Source organism: Corynebacterium sp. UBA4397, from assembly GCF_002390965.1.
GTDB lineage: Bacteria > Actinomycetota > Actinomycetes > Mycobacteriales > Mycobacteriaceae > Corynebacterium > Corynebacterium flavescens.
The window spans coordinates 24,617-43,974 of sequence record NZ_DGRD01000031.1 but is presented as its reverse complement, the minus strand read 5'-3'; the positions used below and the strand labels follow the sequence as shown (position 1 = coordinate 43,974).

At 60.2% G+C, this 19,358-nt stretch carries 15 protein-coding genes; 4 read left to right on the top strand and 11 right to left on the bottom strand.

What is annotated here, in order from left to right:
* Nucleotides 1-82: 82 nt before the first annotated feature.
* Nucleotides 83-4,003 carry an ATP-dependent RNA helicase HrpA gene (gene hrpA, locus B2696_RS06895; protein WP_286954657.1) on the bottom strand — a complete coding sequence of 1,307 codons (3,921 nt, stop codon included), beginning with the start codon at nt 4,001-4,003 and terminating at the stop codon, nt 83-85.
* A 95-nt stretch (nt 4,004-4,098) separates the two neighbouring features.
* Between hrpA and B2696_RS06890 the strand changes: the two genes are divergently transcribed.
* Complete coding sequence (locus B2696_RS06890) at nt 4,099-5,121, top strand: hypothetical protein (protein WP_286954655.1); 1,023 nt, start codon at nt 4,099-4,101, stop codon at nt 5,119-5,121.
* On the opposite strand, the gene B2696_RS06885 is transcribed toward B2696_RS06890, so the two are convergent.
* Nucleotides 5,118-6,071: a LysR substrate-binding domain-containing protein gene (locus B2696_RS06885; protein WP_286954653.1), complete on the bottom strand. Its 954-nt coding sequence runs from the start codon at nt 6,069-6,071 to the stop codon at nt 5,118-5,120. The two genes, B2696_RS06890 and B2696_RS06885, sit on opposite strands and share 4 nt — an antisense overlap.
* Before the next feature lie 157 nt (nt 6,072-6,228).
* Here B2696_RS06885 and B2696_RS06880 point away from each other — a divergent pair, with 157 nt between their 5' ends.
* Entirely contained in the window at nt 6,229-6,822 is a 594-nt protein-coding gene (locus tag B2696_RS06880) for a peroxiredoxin (RefSeq protein ID WP_276622855.1), read from the top strand.
* Nucleotides 6,823-6,911: 89 nt separating this feature from the next.
* Nucleotides 6,912-7,436, top strand: a complete 525-nt coding sequence (locus B2696_RS06875) for a carboxymuconolactone decarboxylase family protein (protein ID WP_286954651.1) — start codon at nt 6,912-6,914, stop codon at nt 7,434-7,436.
* Between the two features lie 72 nt (nt 7,437-7,508).
* Here the strand turns inward: B2696_RS06875 and B2696_RS06870 are convergent, their stop codons facing one another.
* From B2696_RS06870 to B2696_RS06860, 3 genes are all read right to left on the bottom strand, one after another.
* Nucleotides 7,509-8,534, bottom strand: a complete 1,026-nt coding sequence (locus B2696_RS06870; RefSeq protein ID WP_376778848.1) for a PTS sugar transporter subunit IIC — start codon at nt 8,532-8,534, stop codon at nt 7,509-7,511.
* A gap of 184 nt (nt 8,535-8,718) precedes the next feature.
* A complete protein-coding gene (locus tag B2696_RS06865) occupies nt 8,719-11,262 on the bottom strand; it encodes a DEAD/DEAH box helicase (RefSeq protein ID WP_286954649.1) in 2,544 nt (847 codons plus the stop codon).
* Nucleotides 11,263-11,329: 67 nt separating this feature from the next.
* Entirely contained in the window at nt 11,330-12,295 is a 966-nt protein-coding gene (locus B2696_RS06860) for a PAC2 family protein (RefSeq protein ID WP_286954647.1), read from the bottom strand.
* A gap of 349 nt (nt 12,296-12,644) precedes the next feature.
* Between B2696_RS06860 and B2696_RS06855 the strand changes: the two genes are divergently transcribed.
* Nucleotides 12,645-13,823 carry a DUF4192 domain-containing protein gene (locus tag B2696_RS06855; RefSeq protein WP_286954645.1) on the top strand — a complete coding sequence of 393 codons (1,179 nt, stop codon included), beginning with the start codon at nt 12,645-12,647 and terminating at the stop codon, nt 13,821-13,823.
* On the opposite strand, the gene galE is transcribed toward B2696_RS06855, so the two are convergent.
* The 6 genes from galE to B2696_RS06825 form a co-directional block, all read right to left on the bottom strand.
* Nucleotides 13,820-14,803: a UDP-glucose 4-epimerase GalE gene (galE, locus tag B2696_RS06850; protein ID WP_286954643.1), complete on the bottom strand. Its 984-nt coding sequence runs from the start codon at nt 14,801-14,803 to the stop codon at nt 13,820-13,822. The genes B2696_RS06855 and galE overlap by 4 nt on opposite strands.
* Before the next feature lies 1 nt (nt 14,804).
* On the bottom strand, nt 14,805-15,485 hold the full coding sequence (locus tag B2696_RS06845; RefSeq protein ID WP_286954641.1) for a metal-dependent transcriptional regulator: 681 nt from the start codon (nt 15,483-15,485) through the stop codon (nt 14,805-14,807).
* 228 nt (nt 15,486-15,713) lie between these two features.
* On the bottom strand, nt 15,714-16,727 hold the full coding sequence (locus B2696_RS06840; protein WP_276622203.1) for a sigma-70 family RNA polymerase sigma factor: 1,014 nt from the start codon (nt 16,725-16,727) through the stop codon (nt 15,714-15,716).
* A gap of 128 nt (nt 16,728-16,855) precedes the next feature.
* Nucleotides 16,856-17,299 (bottom strand): D-aminoacyl-tRNA deacylase, encoded by a 444-nt coding sequence (dtd, locus tag B2696_RS06835; RefSeq protein ID WP_286954638.1) that lies wholly within the window; start codon nt 17,297-17,299, stop codon nt 16,856-16,858.
* On the bottom strand, nt 17,296-18,864 hold the full coding sequence (locus B2696_RS06830) for a class I SAM-dependent methyltransferase (RefSeq protein ID WP_286954636.1): 1,569 nt from the start codon (nt 18,862-18,864) through the stop codon (nt 17,296-17,298). Before B2696_RS06830 ends, dtd begins: the two co-directional genes overlap by 4 nt.
* The gene (locus B2696_RS06825) at nt 18,861-19,349 is read right to left on the bottom strand and encodes a DUF3099 domain-containing protein (RefSeq protein ID WP_286954634.1); all 489 of its coding nucleotides are present in this window, start codon (nt 19,347-19,349) and stop codon (nt 18,861-18,863) included. Before B2696_RS06825 ends, B2696_RS06830 begins: the two co-directional genes overlap by 4 nt.
* Between the last annotated feature and the right edge of the window lie 9 nt (nt 19,350-19,358).

Sequence of the window (19,358 nt, the reverse complement as noted above, 5' to 3'; positions counted from 1 at the left end):
GGAGGAGGAGGGCGCGTCGCCTCCTCCTCCTGCGCTCCAGCAGTCTCGGCGACTAGGGCAGGGGTGGTGGCTCGGCGAGAGGTCAGCGGAGCTTGTCGGCTGCTTTTTGGATTCTGCGTAACGAGACCGCGTGGGCTGTGCCTAGCCGCTGCGCAAATAGAGAAACTCGCAGCTCTTCAATCATCCAGCGAATATCCTTGACGTCTTTGGACTTCTCACGTCCGGCTGGAAGGGCTTTGAGCCGGTTGTTGAGGTAGGCCTTGGCCTCGTCTACGTCACGCTGGCGATCGTCATCTTTTTCGGGGTCTAGGGACATCTCCTCCAAACGGATTCGCATTGCCTGCAGGTAGCGTGGCAGGTGGCGCAGGTGGGAGATCCCGTGCAGTGTGATCGCGTTGGGTGGCAACAAGAAGCTAAGCTGGCTGCGCATGTCATCGATGGCAGGGCCTTCCCACTTCTTGAGTTCTTGGGATAGCGAGACATATTCCACCAGCCCTGGGGCCAAGGAGACAACCACCTGGCGGACACGCCCCGGGACTGCGGGTTTAATCGTGGCTACGAGCTTTTTAAACTCTTCTGGCGTGCGTACTGCACCGCCGGCCTCAACGAGCAGGTCGCGCACGGCTGCCACGCGGGCGTCCTTGACTAGTCCTTCTGCACCGCCGTGCGGGTAAGAATCAACCGCGACTCGCTGCTGGAGCGGAAGGCCCTTGACCATTTGCGGCCCTGAGACGGTGATTTCGCGCAACAGTAGCCTCAGCGTCGTGCTAAACATTGAAGCTTGCGCAGCGGCCTGGGTGGGGTGAACCCTTAAGGACACGCCCTCCTCGGAAATGACCAGCCCGGGGTAGGCCTTGACCTCGTGCCCATCAACGGTGGTGGTGATTTCTTCCTCCACGGCGCCAATGTTGTCAGAGGTCCACTCCTCGACTGCAGCGGACTCCGCCTTGCGCCCCACCCGGGAAACCGAGGACTTAATGTGGCTGGCCTGGCGTGTGGTCAGAGCGGCTAGATCACGGTCGCAGTCGATGAGTTGGCCGCGTTTGTCAATAGCGGCGTAGTTCATCCGCAGGTGATCCGGCAGCCGGTCGGGACGAAAATCACTGGCGTTGATACCGTGGCCGCCCAGCTCGCGGAGGACGTCGGCAAGCTGCACAGAAAGTGGGCCCTCGTAGGGGATGAGGCGCGGTAGGGCGCGCTCGGCAAACTCGGGGGCGGGGACCACGGTGCGGCGCAGCGCCTTGGGCAGAGATCGGATCATCTCGGTGACGAGCTCAAGCCGCAGGCCGGGAACCAGCCAGTCAAAACCCGGCGCGTCGAGCCCGGCCAACAGCGGCACTGGCACGAGAACGGTCACGCCGTCGAGGGGGTCGCCCGGCTCGAACTTATAGGAAAGCTCGTAGTCGATGGAGCCCTTGCGCCAATGATCGGGGAATGCCTCCTCGGTCACGTCCTGATTGTCGCCGACGAGGGCATCTGGGTCGAAGTTGAGAAAGTCCCGATCGTTCCGGCGTTGCTTTTTCCACCAGGCATCAAAGTGACGCCCTGTGGTGGCGGACTCGGGCAGGCGGCGATCGTAGAAGTCGAAGAGGACGTCCTCGTCAACAACGATTCCCCGGCGCCGCGCCTTGTCCTCGTACTCCGCGGCGTCCTCCAGCTTGCGCACGTTATCGTGGAAGAAGCGGTGCTGAGTATGCCAGTCTCCCTTGATTAGCGCCTCACGAATGAACATATCGCGCGCGGCCTGGGCATCGACGCGGTGATAGGGGACAACGCGATCGGCCACGACGGGTACTCCATAGAGCGTGGATTTCTGGTGCACGACGGCCGCCGCCCGCTTGCGCGACCACGTCGGCTCGGAATAGTGATGCTTAAGCAGCTTGGCGCCGAGCTTTTCCACCCAGGCCGGATCGATAGCGGCGACGTCGCGGGCCCACAGGCGCGAGGTTTCCACCAACTCAGCGGCCATGACGAACTCCGGCGGCTTTTTTGCCAGGGCAGAACCGGGGAAGATACGGAAACGGGTATTCCGGGCGCCTTGAAACTCCTTGGACTCGCCGTCGCGGGCGCCAATATTCGACAGCAGCCCCGCTAGGAGGCTGAGGTGGATGTCAGCGGCACGGCGCTCGGTGGATTCCTGGTGGCGCTGGGTCCAGCGCAGCTGCTTGGCGACGTCGCGCAGCTGACGCACCAAATCAAACCACTCCCGGATGCGCATGTAGTGCAGGTACTCGGCCTTCATGCGCTTGCGGAAGGCGTTGCCGGAGAGCTCGCCGCGGTTTTCCTGGACGTAGTCCCACAGCTTGAGCATCGAGAGGAAGTCTGAACTCTTGTCCTTGAAGCGGGCATGGGCTTGGTCGGCTTGGGCCTGCGCCTCCAAGGGGCGTTCGCGAACGTCTTGGATGGTCATCGCGGAGACGATGACAATGACGTCGTCGAGGCATCCGGAGCGATTAGCCTCGACGAGCATGCGGGCCATGCGGGGATCGACGGGAATGCGTGCCACCTCGCGGCCGACATGGGTGAGCACAGGTAGCCCGTCCTTCTCCGCGTCTTCGAGGGCACCGAGCTCGTGGAGCAACAACAAGCCGTCGCGTACAGCCTTGGGCTCAGGAGGTTGGATGAAGGGGAAGGCGGAGATATCTCCCAGCCGCAGCGAGATCATCTGGAGGATGACGCTGGCCAAGTTGGTGCGCAAGATTTCGGGATCAGTGAACTCCGGGCGAGAGGCAAAATCATCTTCGCTGTAGAGGCGGATGGCGATGCCGTCCGCAACGCGCCCGCAGCGCCCTGAGCGCTGATTGGCGCTGGCCTGCGAGATTTTCTCGATGGGAAGGCGTTGGACCTTCGTGCGGGTGGAGTAGCGAGAAATGCGAGCTGTGCCGGTGTCGACAACATAGCGGATGCCGGGAACGGTCAGTGATGTCTCCGCAATATTGGTGGAGAGCACGATTCGGCGCCCGCGGTGCGAGCTAAACACGCGATGCTGTTCCTCGTTGGACAAACGCCCGAAAAGGGGAGTGACCTCGACGCCGCGCCACTTGCGGGCCTCGATGGCCTCGATGGCGTCGCGGATGTCACGCTCGCCGGGAAAGAAGCACAAGATGTCGCCGGGGCCGGCCTGCATGAGCTCTTCGATGGCCTCGCAGAGTCCGTCGAGCGGATCTTGGTCGATGAGCTTTCCGCCCGCCTCGAATTCAAGGGGACGGTAGCGGATTTCGACGGGGTAAGTACGCCCAGAAACCTCCACCACCGGAGCCGGATTGCCTTTGGCATTGGCGAAGTGCTGCGCAAAGCGTTGCGGATCAATCGTCGCGGAGGTGATGATGACTTTGAGGTCGGGGCGCCGCGGCAGGAGGCGCTTGAGGTAGCCGAGGAGGAAGTCAATGTTGAGAGAGCGTTCGTGGGCCTCGTCGATGATGATGGTGTCATAGGCGTTGAGGAAGCGGTCTCGCTGCATTTCGGCTAGAAGGATTCCGTCAGTCATCAGCTTGACCGCAGTGTGTGGGGAGACGCGATCATCAAAGCGAATGGCGTAGCCAACGCTCTCGCCGATCTTCTGGCCGAGCTCGTGGGCGATTCTTTCCGCCACCGTGCGCGCAGCAAGACGCCGTGGCTGGGTGTGGCCGATGAGCCCGCGCCGCCCGCGCCCTAAGTCCAGGCAGATTTTAGGGATCTGGGTGGTCTTGCCTGAGCCGGTTTCGCCGGCGATGATGACGACCTGGTTGTCGCGGATTGCATCGGCGATTTCCTTCCTGCGCGCGACGACGGGCAAAGAAGTCGGGTAGTCGATGTGCGGGATATTTTCCGCGATGGCGGCTACCCGCTTCTGGGCTTTGGCAATGTCTTCCGCGATGGCGGAAAGCGCGTGGGGGGAACGCGCCTTTTTCAGGCGTCGGCGCAGGGCGCGCGCATCCGCCAAGGGAACGGACTCGAGCGAGGAATAAAGGTCTGAATGGCTCGGCGCAGCGGCTTGCTGGGAGGGAGTATTAGGGTTCGACATGTCTGTGGGGAATCCTACCTGGAGGCGCTAAAAGGCCACAACGCTGCTAGGATTTAGGCGACAAAACTAGGAGATAAAGCAGGAAGGAAAGAAAGATGAGCAACCCATTTGATTCGCAGCCGGGTAACAACGATGAGGCGAATAAGGACAACAGTAGCAACGGCAACGACGGGGGCTTTGGCAATGGCAGCAGTGGCAACGGAGGTTATGGCTACGGTGGCGAAGGAAACATGCCGCGCTATGAGCCGACCAACCACCCGGAGGACATGCCGGGCTACGGGGCAGCGCCGGGGCTTCCTGCTTATGGCGCCTACAGCGCTCAGGGCAATCAGTACCAGGCGCCCACGGGGCCTGCAGCGGGTCCGCTAGGCGCCGCCCCGAGCGCTACCGCCGCAATATCCTGGGGTTTTAAGGCCACCTTCCGCAATGCCAAGCTGTGGGTGCTCGGGGCGCTGCTGTGTGGCGCCATCACCATGGCCGTCAGTGCGGCTCTTGGGGCGATGAGTGCTAATTCTTCCAGCTCAGCTGGCGGCCCAGGCGGTTTCATTTCTGAGATTGTGACCACCTTGGTGACCACCATTTTGGTCCTTATCGCCATGCGTCTGGCCCTCTACCAGATTGATGATCCCACCACCGGATGGTCCCATGTGGGCAAGAATGTGAAGTGGCTGCAGCCTTTTGCCATCATGGTAGTAGTACAGATTGTGGTTGCTATCTGCATTAGCGGACTCGTCTTGGCCTTCGTAGGTGCAGAGTTCTTTAACACGTTGAATGCTGATGCCACGCAGATTAGTGATGACGATCTTCTGTTTATGCTCGGCCGCCTCATGAGGGTCATCTTCGTCGTCGCCCTGGTGGGCTTTTTCATCCAGCCGCTCTACACCTTGATGGTGTGGTTTGCTGCAGACGGCAATAGCATCGGCGATTCCATCCGCATGGGCTTTGCCGCTGGCAAGAAGAACTATGGACAGCTTCTGTTGCTGACGCTGCTTACCTTCCTGCTTTCCCTGTTGGGCATTGTCACCCTGCTCCTAGGCTTCTTGGTCATCTTGCCGGCTATCCAGCTAGCCACGGCCTATATTTACCGCCAGTGCGCGGCTAGCCTGCAGAGTGCTTAGCGCTCTACGCGGCGGGAGCGTTTGAGAGCTTTTTCGAAAGCAGCGGTGACGAGCGTGCTGAACTGGCGAAACTCTTCAGCGCGGGCAGCTGAGGCGCGATAGACCATTCCAACTTCCCGCTCCGCGGTGACGTCAGGAGCGAAGTGGGCGATGGCGAGGCGGTTGTCGCGGCATTCGGTTGCGATGGCGGACTCGGGGACCAGCGTGGTGCCTAGACCCCCCATGACAAGCTGCATGATTGTGGTCAGGGAGGCCGCCCTGGTGACGGAATTGGTGGTCTCGGTGGGGTTGAGCTGTGCTCTGCGGCAGAGATAGACTATCTGATCACGCAGGCAGTGCCCGTCATCGAGCAAGAGCAGGTCAAATTCCTTGAGCTGGCTTAAATGCAGGTCCTCCACGCCGGCTAAGGGGTTGTCCCACGGAGTGACTACTGCGAACTTCTCCTTATAAAGAGGGACCTCAACGAGTCCGGCCGCTTCGGCGGGAAGCGCGATGATGGCAAGATCAATATGGCCGTCCCGCAGCTTACTGAGCAAGTGTTTGGTTTGCTCCTCCACAAAAAGCGGCCGCAGATCTGGGTAGGCCGAGTTAATGGAATTGAGTAGGTCGGGCAGGATATAAGGCGCGATGGTGGGGATGATTCCTATTGTCAGCGGGCCGGTTAGAGTGCCGTGTGCCCCCTTGGCGTGGGAGAGAAATGCATCCGCGGCCTCGAGCGTGGCCTTGGCATAGGGTAAAAGGCTTTCTCCCGTAGAGGTGACAATAACTTTGCGGGTCGAGCGCTCGATGAGCTGGACCCCGAGGCCCTGCTCGAGTGCGACGAGCGCCTGCGAGAGGGAAGGCTGGGAGATCTCGAGTTTGGCCGCCGCCGTGCCGAAGTGCTTGTTTTCTGCCACAGTAACGAAGGTGCGTAGCTGTGCGAGGGTGGGCCGATACTCCTTATTGTGCATACCTATAAGTGTAACATATGTCAATAGGTTTTCCTATTGACGGCGTGGGCGCAATGAGGCATAATGGAGTCGTTGGGCCGAAAGGGCTCGGCGATACTGCCCAAGCGTAGAAAAATCTATAGCGACCCCGCGTATTCCAAGGAGATGGAAGTACATAATGCCTATCATGACTGTTGGCGAAAAGTTCCCAGAGTTTAACCTCACTGCCCTCAAGGGAGGCGACCTGCATGACGTCAACGCAAACCAGCCGGAGGATTACTTCGAGCAGGTGTCTTTGGATAAGTATGAGGGCAAGTGGAAGGTCGTATTCTTCTTCCCGAAGGACTTCACCTTCGTCTGCCCAACTGAGATTGCCGCTTTTGGCAAGTTGGATGAGGAGTTCCAGGACCGCGACACGCAGGTACTCGGCGGTTCTACCGATAATGAGTTTGCTCACTTCAACTGGCGTGCAACCCACCCGGACCTGAAGGAAGTTCCTTTCCCCATGTTCTCTGACGTGCGCCACGACCTCATCCGCGCACTCGGCGTGGAAAACGCTGATGGTGTTGCTGACCGCGCCACCTTCATCATCGACCCCGATGGCGTTATCCAGTTCGTTTCCGTTACCCCTGATGCTGTTGGCCGTAACGTCGACGAGGTTCTGCGTGTGCTTGATGCTCTGCAGTCCGAAGAGGTATGCGCCTGCAACTGGGAAGCTAATGATCCCACCAAGAACATCAACAAGCTTGACGTTGTTCAGTCCTCTCTATAATTAAGCGCCTTGGGCCCCGCCGCTTTCGGCGGGGCCTTTATTGGGGTAATCACTGAAAACACCTATTAAGAATCACGGGAGTAAACGTTATGTCTATTGAAAACCTTAAGTCTTCTCTGCCTGCTTATGCTAAAGATCAGAAGCTCAACCTCGGTTCGCTCACTCGCTCAACCGAGCTCAACGAGGAGCAGCTGTGGGGCAGCCTGCTTTCTGCTGCGGCCGCCACCCGCAATGACACCGTCCTCGCTGAGGTTATCGCCGAGGCCAAGGACCACCTCTCCGATGAAGCCGTCGAGGCCGCACTTGGTGCAGCTACTGTCATGGCAATGAATAACGTGGCATACCGCGCCAAGGGCTGGTTGGGGGATGACTTCGCCCAGGTCAAGTTCGGTCTGCGCATGAACATCATTGCCAAGCCGGGCGTCGAAAAGGCTAACTTCGAGCTGTGGAACACTGTCGCTTCCGCGATTAACGGCTGTGAGCACTGCTTGGTGGCCCACACCAAGACCTTGCAGGAAGAGGGCCTGACCAAGGAACAGATTTGGGAGGCCGTCAAGATTGGTGCAGTGATTCAGGCCGTTGCACAAACCGTGCAGATTGAGGCCGCTCGCTAAGACAGCGTAACTCTATAGAAAAGCTCCTCCGCGCCAGATAATGCCGGCGCGGAGGAGCTTTTCTATGCCCGCTTATTCGAAGTCGAGGCGGTAGTACTCGGCCTTGGTCAAATGCAAGACCTTTTCAAACAAGAAGGTGAAGAACAAGGCCAGCGCGATGGGAATGACGAGGTAGACTACAGCGATGATGATGAGGTTCGAGGCACTCCAGCCCCAGCCCTCATAGTTGAGCGCGGCGAGAGGACCCATCAAACCGGAGATGCCAAAGCCTGCCGACATCGCGGTACCCGAGATTCCCAAGGCACCGCCGATGCCACCCAAGATCGCGGCGCTGGAAATAATCGGCAGGAAGGTAACTGGACGCGAGAGCATGTTCGCCATCTGTACTTTGGGGGAGCCGAGTACGTGCAGGATGGAGTTGGCAAAGCCATTGACTCTCCACCCGGCGACGAGGAGGCCGAATCCCGCTGCTACGACGCCGAGGTTAGCAGTACCGGAGGAGACGCCCTCCATGAAGATGGCCGTTGCAACGCCCACGGTCGATACGGGGGAGACAATGAGGAAGGAAAAGAGCACGGCCAAGATGACGCCCATGACAACGGGCTGGAGGCCGGTGGCGCCGTTGACGAGGCTTCCCAGCCATTCGGTGAGCACTTTGACCGCCGGGTAGGTCACAACCCAGCCGATTCCGCCGGCGATGAGTGTCACCAGCGTGGAGAGTAAGAGGACCGTGTAGCTCTTGAGCCTTTCGCCGATGAGGAAGATGAGGAGCACGGCGATGGCTGCGGTGAGCCCGGCGTTGATGACAAGGCCCGTGCCCTGAAAGTGGAAGCCGCCCTGCGGATCGACCGTGGCCACACCGGAGCCGCAAATGGCGGCGATGCCCACGGCGGCAGTCTGGATGGGGGTGAGCTTGAATTCCATGGCGACCAACACGCCGATGAGAACGGGCATGAGGGAGGCAGCGAGCCCGGTGAGCGTCAAGATGGTAGCAGCCCCAGACCAGTAGGGCAGGAGCGCCTTGGCGATTTCGCCCAAGAGGGCCTGCGGCACGAGCGCTACGACGACGGCCACGGAGATGCCGTTGAGGACCTTCATGATGAACGTCTTCGGGCCCATGCCCCGCGGCGGTGTGGTGGCGGCAGTTTCTGGTTTGGCCTCGGCCTCCACTATGGGGAGGCTGGTACTGGCGGCAGTGCTTTTCATGGGAAAAACAGTAGTGGCCGCCGCAAACAATGAGAAAAACTAACCCCTTTTGGGATTAGCATTTCACTGACTGGAACTAGCTCTCGAGGTGGAGTTCTGAGAGCCGGACCTCGCCTTCCTCATCGGAGGCGTCGAGATCAACTGTGCCGACGAGTGCGAAGGAGTTGTCGCCCTGCGGGTCCTTAAAGATCTGCCGCACGGACCAGCGCCGTGAATCCTGACCTGAGACTCGGAAGTACTCCGGGCCGCGCGCGGCAGGACCGGTATCAATGTCATCGTATTCCTCGAAGTAATCATCGAGGGCCGCGCCGAAATCGGGGACCTCGTCGAGGTAGTCAACCAGCTGCGCCAGCCTGTCCTCCTTCTCCAGAGCAAAAAGCTGAACCAGACGGAAGAAGTAGTTGCGCACCATGATGCAAAAAGCGCGCCGGTTGGCGGTAAGCGCGCTCGGATCCTCCACGCCGAAGGCCAGCTCACGGTCGAGGTCTGCCTGCGAGATGGGAGAATCTTCCCCGGCCATCTGCGCCCACTCATCGACGAGCGAGGAGTCTACCTGGCGGATAAGCTCGCCCAGCCACACCACGATATCCTCCAGTTCGGGGGTGTTGTACTCGTCCGGCACCGATTGTTTGAGCGTGCGCCAGACATCAGTGAGGTAGCGCAAGACGACGCCCTCCGAACGCGCCAGGCCATAGGTGGCGATGAGATCAGAGAAAGTCATGGACTTCTCCAACATGTCGCGGACAACGGCCTTGGGACGCAGCTGGAAGTCCTTGACCCACGCATTTGTCTCCGCGAAAGTGTCATAGGCCTGCTCGAGCAGTTCTTCGAGGGGCTTGGGCCAGGTAATCTCCTCGACGATGGCCATGCGTTCCGTATAGTCCACACCCTCGGCCTTGAGCGCGGCGATCTCCTCGCCGCGGGCGGCCTTCTGTTGTGCGATAAGGATTTGGCGCGGATCATCAACAATGGCCTCGAATACCGAAACCACATCTAAGGTATAGGACTCCGATTCCGGGTCGAGCAGGCTCAGCGCAGCCAAGGCAAAAGGCCCGAGGGGCTGATTGAGGGCGAAGTCACGCGGCAGTGCACGCACGAGGTGATAAGGCCGGCCATAGATGTCGAGCCCCTTGGTCGATTTCTGTACCACGCCCGAGTTGACTAGGCCGCGGAACAGCGAGATGGCCTGCAGAATTTCCTGGTTCTGTTTGCTGCGGGTGTCGTGGTTGTCACGCAGCAGGTGCCTGAGGTGCTCGTAGCCGTTGCCGTGGCGGGCAAGCACGTTGAGCAACATCGAATTAGACACCCGGAACTGCGAAGTGAGCTCCTCCGGTTCGGCCTGGGTCAGCCGTGCGAAGGTTTTCTCCGACCATGACACCTCGCCCTCGCGGGGGGACTTCTTGCGTAGCTTCTTCAGACGTGCTGGATCATTTCCGAGGCGGCGCCGCGCTTTGGCGTTCTCTATCTCATACTCGGGGGCCTCGACGATGACGGTGCCCTCGGTGTCGTAGCCTGCGCGTCCTGCGCGCCCGGCGATCTGGTGGAACTCGCGCGATTTGAGAATGCGCTCGCGAGTGCCGTCGTACTTAGCCAGGCCAGTCATCAACACCGTGCGAATGGGCACATTGATCCCGACGCCGAGGGTATCGGTGCCGCAGATAATCTTCAGCAGGCCTTTCTGTGCGAGATTCTCCACCAAACGGCGGTACTTGGGCAGCATGCCGGCGTGGTGGACGCCGATGCCACGGCGCAGGAGCTTGGAGAGGTCTCGTCCAAACGCCGTCGTAAAGCGGAAGCCGGCCAGTTCCGTGGCCAGCGCCGCCTTGTCCTCTTTGGTGATAATCCCGGAAAGGGAGGTCAGCGCCTGGGCGCGTTCGGAGGCCTCGCGCTGGGAAAAGTGGACGACATAGACCGGAGCCTTGCCCTCCTTCAGAATCGCCTCGACCGTCTCATGCACGGGGCTAAAGACATAGGAGAAGTCCAAGGGGACGGGCCGGGTCGTGCCAGCGACCAAGGTGGTCACCCTGCCGGTACGGCGCGTGAGATCCTCTTCGAGCCACGTGGTATCGCCCAAGGTGGCGGACATGAGGAGGAATTGTGCGCGCGGCAGCTCGAGCAGCGGCACCTGCCAGGCCCAGCCGCGCTCCGGATCAGAGTAGTAGTGGAATTCATCCATGACCACTTGGTCGATATCGGCTTCCGCGCCATCCCGCAGGGCAATATTGGCCACGATTTCGGCGGTGGCGGCGATGATGGGGGCCTTGCCGTTGACGGTGGCATCCCCAGTCATCATGCCCACGTTCTCTGGTCCGAAGATCTCACACAGGGCGAAGAATTTCTCACTCACTAGGGCCTTGATGGGTGCGGTATAGAAACTGCGCTGGCCACGCGAGAGCGCAATAAAGTGCGCGGCGTTGGCCACCATGGACTTGCCTGAACCGGTTGGCGTGGCCAGGATGACGTTATCACCGGCCAGTATTCCCAGCGCCGCTTCCTCTTGGGCGGGGTATAAGACGATTCCGCGCTGAGTGGTCCACGAGACGAATGTATCCCAAATAACTTCGTCGACGACGGATTCGGGGACTTCGGCGAGATCAGGCAGCATTTGAGAAAGGTTCACCCCCACCACCTTAGGTGATGGGGGTAGAGGCCGCGGATCGCGACGCCGCCTTCAGGTACGCTAGCCCTTAATCTCGCGGTCCATCTTCTTTGTTCTCGCCGCCATCCTTGTCAAACTCCGCGAGGAAAGCCTGAAACTCTTCCCCCAATTCATCAGCACTGGGCAGGGCTTCATCCCCGGGCATGATCGCCTGCGGGTGAGCACTGCGGTAGCGCTGCATGTACTCGTCATACTGCTGCTCGAGCTGGTGAACCACTCCCGTGATCTCATCGGAGTCCATGACCTGCTCACTCAACTGAGTGTTGGTGCGCTCAATATCGGCCTCGAGGCTGCCAAGGGGAAAGTTCAACCCAGCGGCGTTGGCGATGGAGCTAAGCAGCTGATAAGAGGCCTGCGGATAAGAGGAAGATGCCAAGTAATGAGGCACCTGCACCGTATAGCCTGCCACGTTGCGCCCCTTGTCATCGAGGGCCTTCTCCAAGAAGAGCGCGGCCGAGCCGGGGACGATAATGGTGGAATCTACCTTGACCATGTGGCCGATGAGCTCTGAGGAGTTGCCGTGTGCTGTGACGACCGTGGGACGGGTGTGTGGCACCGGCATAGGTGCGGCGTAGAGCATGATGGTGTTTTCAATATCGAACTTCTCCACCAAAGACACGACCGCCTTGCTAAAAGCCTCCCAGCGCATATCCGGCTCCGGGCCGGAGAGAAGCAGGAAGGACTTTCCTGCGTTATCGCGCAAAACCTTGATGCCTAATTCCGTGGGCTCTATGTCCGTGGTGCGGTCATTGCTAATGGTCACCGCAGGGCGGCGTGAGCGGTAATCGATGAGCTCGTCATTGTTAAAGGATGCGAGCTGACGGCTATGCAGTGCTGCCTTGAGGTGATTGGCGCTGGCCTCCACGGCCATCCCGGCATCAGCGTAGCCGTTCATGGCCACGATCATGGTTGGGCCGGTTCCCTCGGCGGAATAGTCCGTGATCGAAGGGGCCGGGTACTCCAATTCGTACATGCTGCGTTCTTCTTCGTGCATGGCTTCTACCTCCTTGATATTTACTTACTCCAACACGTGAACCGGCCGGTCTATTCCCTCTTATTGAACTAGCGTGCGAAGCAGAATTAAGAACCAAGCACGGTGAGAACACAGAAATCACAAAGAGACCACGATGAAATTGGGGGAAGACCACGCGGCACCAAGTTAGGATTAAGACAATCATTGTGCCGGAAAACGTAGCTTTTGGCCATAGGCTCGGCCGCTGCCTGTGGAAAACTTCGCGCCCCAGGCGCCCAACACTGACTCCACGGCGGAAAACTATCCACAGGCAACCCCTTAAGAAGAATTAGTCTTTCGAACTGCGACCTATGACGCAAGAGTGGAACTCATGCACAATACACACACGCCAAAGGCTCACCCGCACATCTCCTCTCCGGGGGAACTACTATCCAATATTCCCGGGATGCTCGGTTTCTATCCCACCGATTCCGTCATCTTTATTAGCCTCGAGCAACCCGGCTCTGGGGCCCACACTGACACCGGGATCAGCCTCGGTCCGCTCATTCGGGTCGATATTCCTGACATCTTCGACGCCTGGGCTGACGCTTCCGATCTGCTTAACACCCCGCACTGCGTATGCATCTTTGCCTTCATCATCAGCCAGCGCCCGCAGGCGGAGATCGCTGACATTAGTGATCTCCTCTATGCCCTGGGAGATGTTGAGGCCATCGCAGAAGATTCCTTGTCCGCAGGAGTCGTTGAGTTGCCCGGTGACAGCGGCGGAACAACAGTGGACGCTGCCTGGTGGGTAGAGGAAATCTGCGCCGGCGAATCCTATGAATTGATCTTCGGCCCGACCAGCCCGGACGGGGCAGGGCCTCTGCAGGACTGGGAGCACGGAAAGATCCCGGCTATCACGGCATCGCAGTCCATGCGGCATTGCGTGGATAACCACGTGATCCCTGAGCTCAACCGCGGCGACATGATGGAGCGTTTTAGCCGCTCTAATCCCTGCATGAGCCCAGAGAGCGCGGCCGCCATGGCTGAGGCAGCCCGCCGCGCTGGACTGGAGCTGCGCAATAACCTGCGCATTCGCGGCACCGAATCGACGCTGAGCGCGGCAGAGCTCATCGAGGATGTCCCGCGCCTGCTCGCGGAGGTGGCCTCCGTAGAGGAGACCTACCGTGACCACGAGATGCTGGCTACCGTGGCGCTGTGGCTTTCAACCACCTGGGTCCGCGACCTCGTCGTGTCCGATCTTATTGAGCAGCCGCAGGCAGCATCGAAGCTCCTGTTGGCCGCAGCCCATACCTTTAAGGGCACAATTCGCGCGAACGCCCTGGCGCTCTATGCGGCGGTGGAGCTAACCACTGAATGCATTGTCTATGCCGGCCCTGCACTCCACGTCCTGCGGGAGGAGGAGGCGCACCACAGCCTTGGAAACCTGATCTTTGCTGTGTACCGCGCCGGGAAGTTCGAGATCATTGCTTCCAGCATGCAAAAAGGCTGCCGCGTTGCACGTGCGGCAGCCTTGGGGGAGGAAACAACTTCCGAAAACGCAGCTTAGCGCTTGGCGGAATGAGCCTTGTCTCCCAGATTACGGGTGAAGTTCCACGCGTCAGTGGCGATGGTCTCCAGGTCCGTGCGGGTGGGCTTCCAGCCCAGCTCGGACTTGATCTTGTCTGAGGAGGCGACGAGCACTGCCGGATCTCCGGCGCGGCGGGGGGCTACCTCAGCAGGAATATCGCGGCCGGTGACCTTGCGGCACATGTCCACGACCTGCTTGACGGAATAGCCCTCACCCGAGCCCAGGTTATAGATGCTGTGAACACCGGGCTTATTAGCCTGCAGTGCGAGCACGTGGGCGTCCGCGAGATCGCGGATGTGGATGTAGTCACGCACGGGAGTGCCGTCCGGAGTATTCCAGTCATCCCCAAAGAGGTAGATCTTGTCGCGGTGGCCCAAGGCTACCTGCAAGACAATGGGGATGAGGTGGGTCTCGATAGCCCGGTTCTCTCCGATATCGCCATAAGCGCCGGCGACGTTGAAGTAACGCAGCGACGTGGCGGCGAGGCCATAGGCCTTGGCGAAGGACGTGATCATGAAATCGATCGACAACTTCGTTGCGCCATAGGGGTTGGTGGGCTGGGTGGGCATGTCCTCCGTGATGGGGACCTTGCTCGGCTCGCCGTAGGTGGCAGCAGTGGAGGAGAAGACCAGGCTGGGAACATTGTTCTCCCGCATGGCATCAAGCAGAGCCAAGGTGGTGACAACGTTGCCGTGCCAATAATCGGAAGGAATCTCCACGGACTCGCCCACCAGCGAGCGTGCCGCGAAGTGGAGGACTCCCTCGAAGTCCCCGGCAGAAAGGACGTCTGCGGCGACATCTGCGACATTGCCCTCTACCAGGTGCGCGCCCTCAGGTACGGCTTCCCGGTTGCCGGTGGAAAAATTATCCACGATGGTGACATCGTGGCCCTGCTCAAGAAGGACTGCAGCGCAGACGCTTCCAACGTATCCGGCGCCGCCGGTAACGAGGAGCTTCATACTACTTCACCTCGATGCGGATAGCGTGGGCCAAGTCATCGAGCAATTCGATCTTTGCGCCGCTTTCAGTGGTTAAGGTCACGGCGCCATTGTTATTGACCACCTTGACAGGAGCGCCTACGGCTACGCCAGCGTCCGTGAGCTCACGGAAGGAAGCAGTATCCACCTGCAGGATCTCATTGATCTGAAAAATGGTGGCATCCGTTTCCACCCCATCGGGCAAGTCGATAGCGCGGGTGCCAAAGTCGATGGCGGGGTGCTTGTAGCCGAGCTCGTCGAGTGCTGGAATGGGGTTGCCAAAGGGCGAGCGGGTGGGATCATCCAAGATGGCAACGAGGCGCTCTTCCACGTCCTTGCTCATCACGTGTTCCCAGCGACAAGCCTCATCGTGCACCTGGTGGATATCAAGCCCCAGAATGTCGGTGAGTAGGCGCTCGGCGAGGCGATGCTTGCGCATCACCGCGGTGGCAAGCTCGCGGCCCTTGGCCGTGAGATCGAGGCTGCGATCGGTGCGAACGTGGAGGAGACCATCCCGCTCCATGCGGGCCACAGTCTGGGAGACGGTGGGGCCGGACTGCTCAAGCCGCTCGGCGATGCGAGCGCGCAGCGGGGTGATCCCCTCTTCCTCGAGCTCGTAGATCGTACGCAGATACATTTCAGTGGTATCGACTAGGTCCCTCACGTGGGCATGCCTTTCTGCACATTTTCGGGAGGCTCCGCCAGTTAAGGTAAGCCCAAGAATAATAAACTAAACTCTACCGTACTTAAAGCCAGCCTTGGTGGCAGCGCGGTATGTGTAGACATTTACTTAAAACGCCAATGCCCCGCGCGCTATTCCCTCACTGATGAAGCGGGATTAGCACGCGGGGCGGGGAAGCACTAAGGAAGCTTCAGCGCGATGGAACAGCGTTTAGAGGGCGTACTCACGCAGACGGTCAGCGCGGTTTCCGTCCCGCAGCTTGGACATGACCTCGCGCTCAATCTGGCGTACACGCTCGCGGGAGAGCCCGAAGCGGCGTCCAATCTGGTCAAGGGTGCGTGGAACACCATCATCGAGGCCATAGCGCAGGCGGATGACGTCTTGCTCACGCTCCTCGAGGGAACTAATGACCTCGCGGATATCGGAGTGGCGCATGGAGGCAACGACGGCCGTTTCGGCGTCCGTGGCCTCAGCGTCCTCGATGAAGTCTCCGAGGGGAGCCTCCTCGTCGGTGCCCACGGGCATGTCGAGCGATACTGGGTCACGGGACTGGCGCAGCAGCATCTCAATCTTGGACTCATCAATGCCGGACTCTTCAGCGAGCTCCTCATTGGTGGCTTCGCGTCCGAGAGACTGGTACATCTCACGCTTGATCCGGGAGAGCTTATTGACCTGCTCGACCAAGTGGACAGGGAGGCGAATAGTGCGCGACTGATCTGCCATGCCGCGCGTAATGGCCTGGCGGATCCACCATGTGGCGTAGGTGGAGAACTTATAGCCCTTGGCGTAATCAAACTTCTCCATGGCCCGGATAAGACCTAAGTTGCCCTCTTGGATAAGGTCCAAAAGCGGCATCCCACGGCCGGTGTAGCGCTTGGCTAGGGAAACGACGAGGCGCAGGTTGGCCTCGAGGAGGTGGGAGCGGGCCTTCTTGCCCTCGCGCACCAAAATCTTGAGATCGCGCTTGGTGGCGCGGGTGAGTTTCTCAGAATTGGCTAGTTTGTATTCGGCGTAGAGTCCGGCCTCGATGGCCTGGGAAAGCTCCACTTCATCCGCGGCGCTGAGCAGTGCGGTTTTTCCGATTCCGTTGAGGTAAACGCGTACCAAGTCAGCGGATGGATTGTCATTAGTCTGATTGCGGCGCGAGCCGCGGTCTACTTCTTGCTCATCTTCGTCCTTGATGTCATGCACATCAGCGGCGGTGCGGGCGGATGTAGTTGTCATCTCTTGCCTCCTGAAGTTGGCGCCTTTTACACAAGATACAACGGCACGAATTTCGGATTAGTTCCCAGAAATAGAAATCTGTGCTTCCAACTTTCGGAGACAACATTTTCGGGGGTAGTGTGCCGGTGCTAGGTCTCCACCAGCACGGTAAACGGCCCCTCGTTGACCGAGGATACCGACATCAGTGCGCCGAACTGCCCTTCCGCCACGGTGATAGAACGCGCACGCAGCGCTGCGATGACGGCGTTGATGATCGGCTCGGCTACCTCTCCCGGCGCGGCATCAGACCAGGAGGGCCGCCGGCCCTTGGCGGTACGGCCATAGAGCGTGAACTGGCTGATGAGGAGGACGGGGGCGTGAGCTTCGCTGACGCTGGTCTCGCCGTCGAGGATGCGGAGCTCGGCAATCTTGCGGGCCATTTTCTCGGCACGCGACTCCCACTCTTCGAGGTCCTCCCGCGAGACTCCGAGTAAGACGAGCAGGCCTCCGGTCGAGGGGGCGTCGATGGAGCCGACCACCTCTCCCTCGACGCTGACGGAGGCGTGCGAGACGCGGGTGATGACTGCCCTCACAGGCTTTCCTCCAGGAGTAGATCGGCGGGGATGACAATGCCGTGGCGAATGAGATCGACCACGGCAGGCAAGGCCGCTGCGGTGAGCGCATCCTCGTCGAAGCCGTGGGCTGCGGCATAGAGCTCAATAGTCTCACCCAAGCTGAGACCGCGGGGATTGAGCCCGGCGACGATGGAGGCGAGATGCTCATCGATTTCGTGGGACCAGCGCGGGCCTTCGGTGCGGGTAAGGCGCAATACAGCGCGCTTAAAGCCCATGGCGGTTTCCTCATCAGCCAGCGCTATGTCCTCGCGCGCTAGGCCGGGGCGTAGGGCGCAGTGCTTATGCTCCAGCTCGCCGGGAACCAGCTCGCGCAGCCAGGCGATGCGCGCGAAGTACTCTTCCACCTCTGGTCCCAGGGGATCCTCGAAAGGCTGCGGCATGTACTCGGCCAGAATATCGGAAGGCTCGTTCTCGTCCGCCAGCTTCTGAATGGCGACGAATCCGAAACCAATGCCGGTGACGTCGGCATCGCTAAAGTGTTGCAGCCACAGCCGGGAGCGTTCGCGACCGAGGGGACTGCGCACGTCGACGGATTCATCCTTGAGCCAGGTCGATACGTAGAGTGCTGGGTCAGCCACATCTCTCTGGATGATCCAGGCGGCCACGCCGGTATCGGGCAGCCAGGAGGCTACGCGCTGCTGCCAAGACTCTTCACCGTGATGCACCCATGCGGCCAAGAGGTGGGCTGTGCCGCCGGGGCTGAGGTGCGAGGCGGCCTGGGAAACCACGAGCTTGCTGGCCCCGTCGAGGTCAAGACCTGAATCGCGATAGACATGGCCGACTTCCGGCAGACCAACCACAAAGGGCGGGTTGGATACGATGCGGTCGAAAGTGCGCCCGGCCACCGGCTCGAACCAGGAACCCTGCAGCAGTTCGACGCGTTCGGCATCCTCAGTTCCAGCCGCTGCCAGGGTTACCTCAGCCAGCTCCAGGGCGCGCGGGTGAACGTCGGTGGCAGTCACGGTCTGCGCGCACGTCAGCTGCCCCAGGGTCTGCACACCGGAGCCGGCACCGAGATCCAGCACGGTGCCAACGGGCGATATAGGAGTGGATTGCAAGAGGGAAAGGCTAGCCGCGCCCACGCCCAATACGTGATCAGGTCCGGGGACGATAGTGCTCAAGGAAGCGTCGATATCGGAAAAGACGAGGCGATTGCGGCCCACGATGACATGCGGTCGGATGTCGAGCGCGATGGAGACAGTACCGTGCCCGTCACCGACGGCGATGCCGGAATCGAGGAGGCGACCGGCGAGGCGGGCACCGACGACGTCGCCAAGCAGGGTGGCGGGCACGGCCTCATGGAGGAGAAAGAGGCGGATGAGGACATCTAACTGCGTGTTTCCCGCAGTGGCCATCTCTACCGCAGCGGGTTCACCGCGATGCATTGCCTCGGTGTATTCCGGTCCGAGGTGACCGGCGATGCCGTCGGCGCTGTACCCAGCCCCGGCCAAGAACTGTGCCAATTCTGCGGCGGTCGCGGCCAAAAAGCCTTGTGGGCTGTCCTCCGATTCCCAGGAATTCATGTCTGGGGGCCTCCTTTAGTGTGGTCATTGCTGTCGTGCTCAATCGTTGAATGCTCAATGGTCTCATGCACCGTGGAATCCAGCGACTTGGCCTGCGGTCGGCTCAGTTGCTGGGCCTGGGCGCGCGCCATCTGCCGGGCAAGCGCCGGCTTGTAGATGTTCTTCTCGCGCTTGTCCTTAGGCCGACCCCGGCTATTTCCTATGACAACCGCCATCCACGGCAGCGGAAAGGTCACCCCGACGATGAAAGCGGCGGGCACCCAAGCATGGAAGGAATAGATGAGCCAGCCGGCGATGAGGAGAGAGGGAACGCGCAAAAACTGCAGAACCGCGTACCAGATCTCGCGCCGATGCCTGTCTTGCCCGGGGGATTCCTGGGCATCCGTGATTAACTGCGCACGCCGGCGCTTAAGCCACCGCAGGGAGAAGACCCGTGCCCACAGTGACGTGGGGCCCGAGCCGTCGTGCGAGTTCTTCGAGTGCATGTTCCTAAG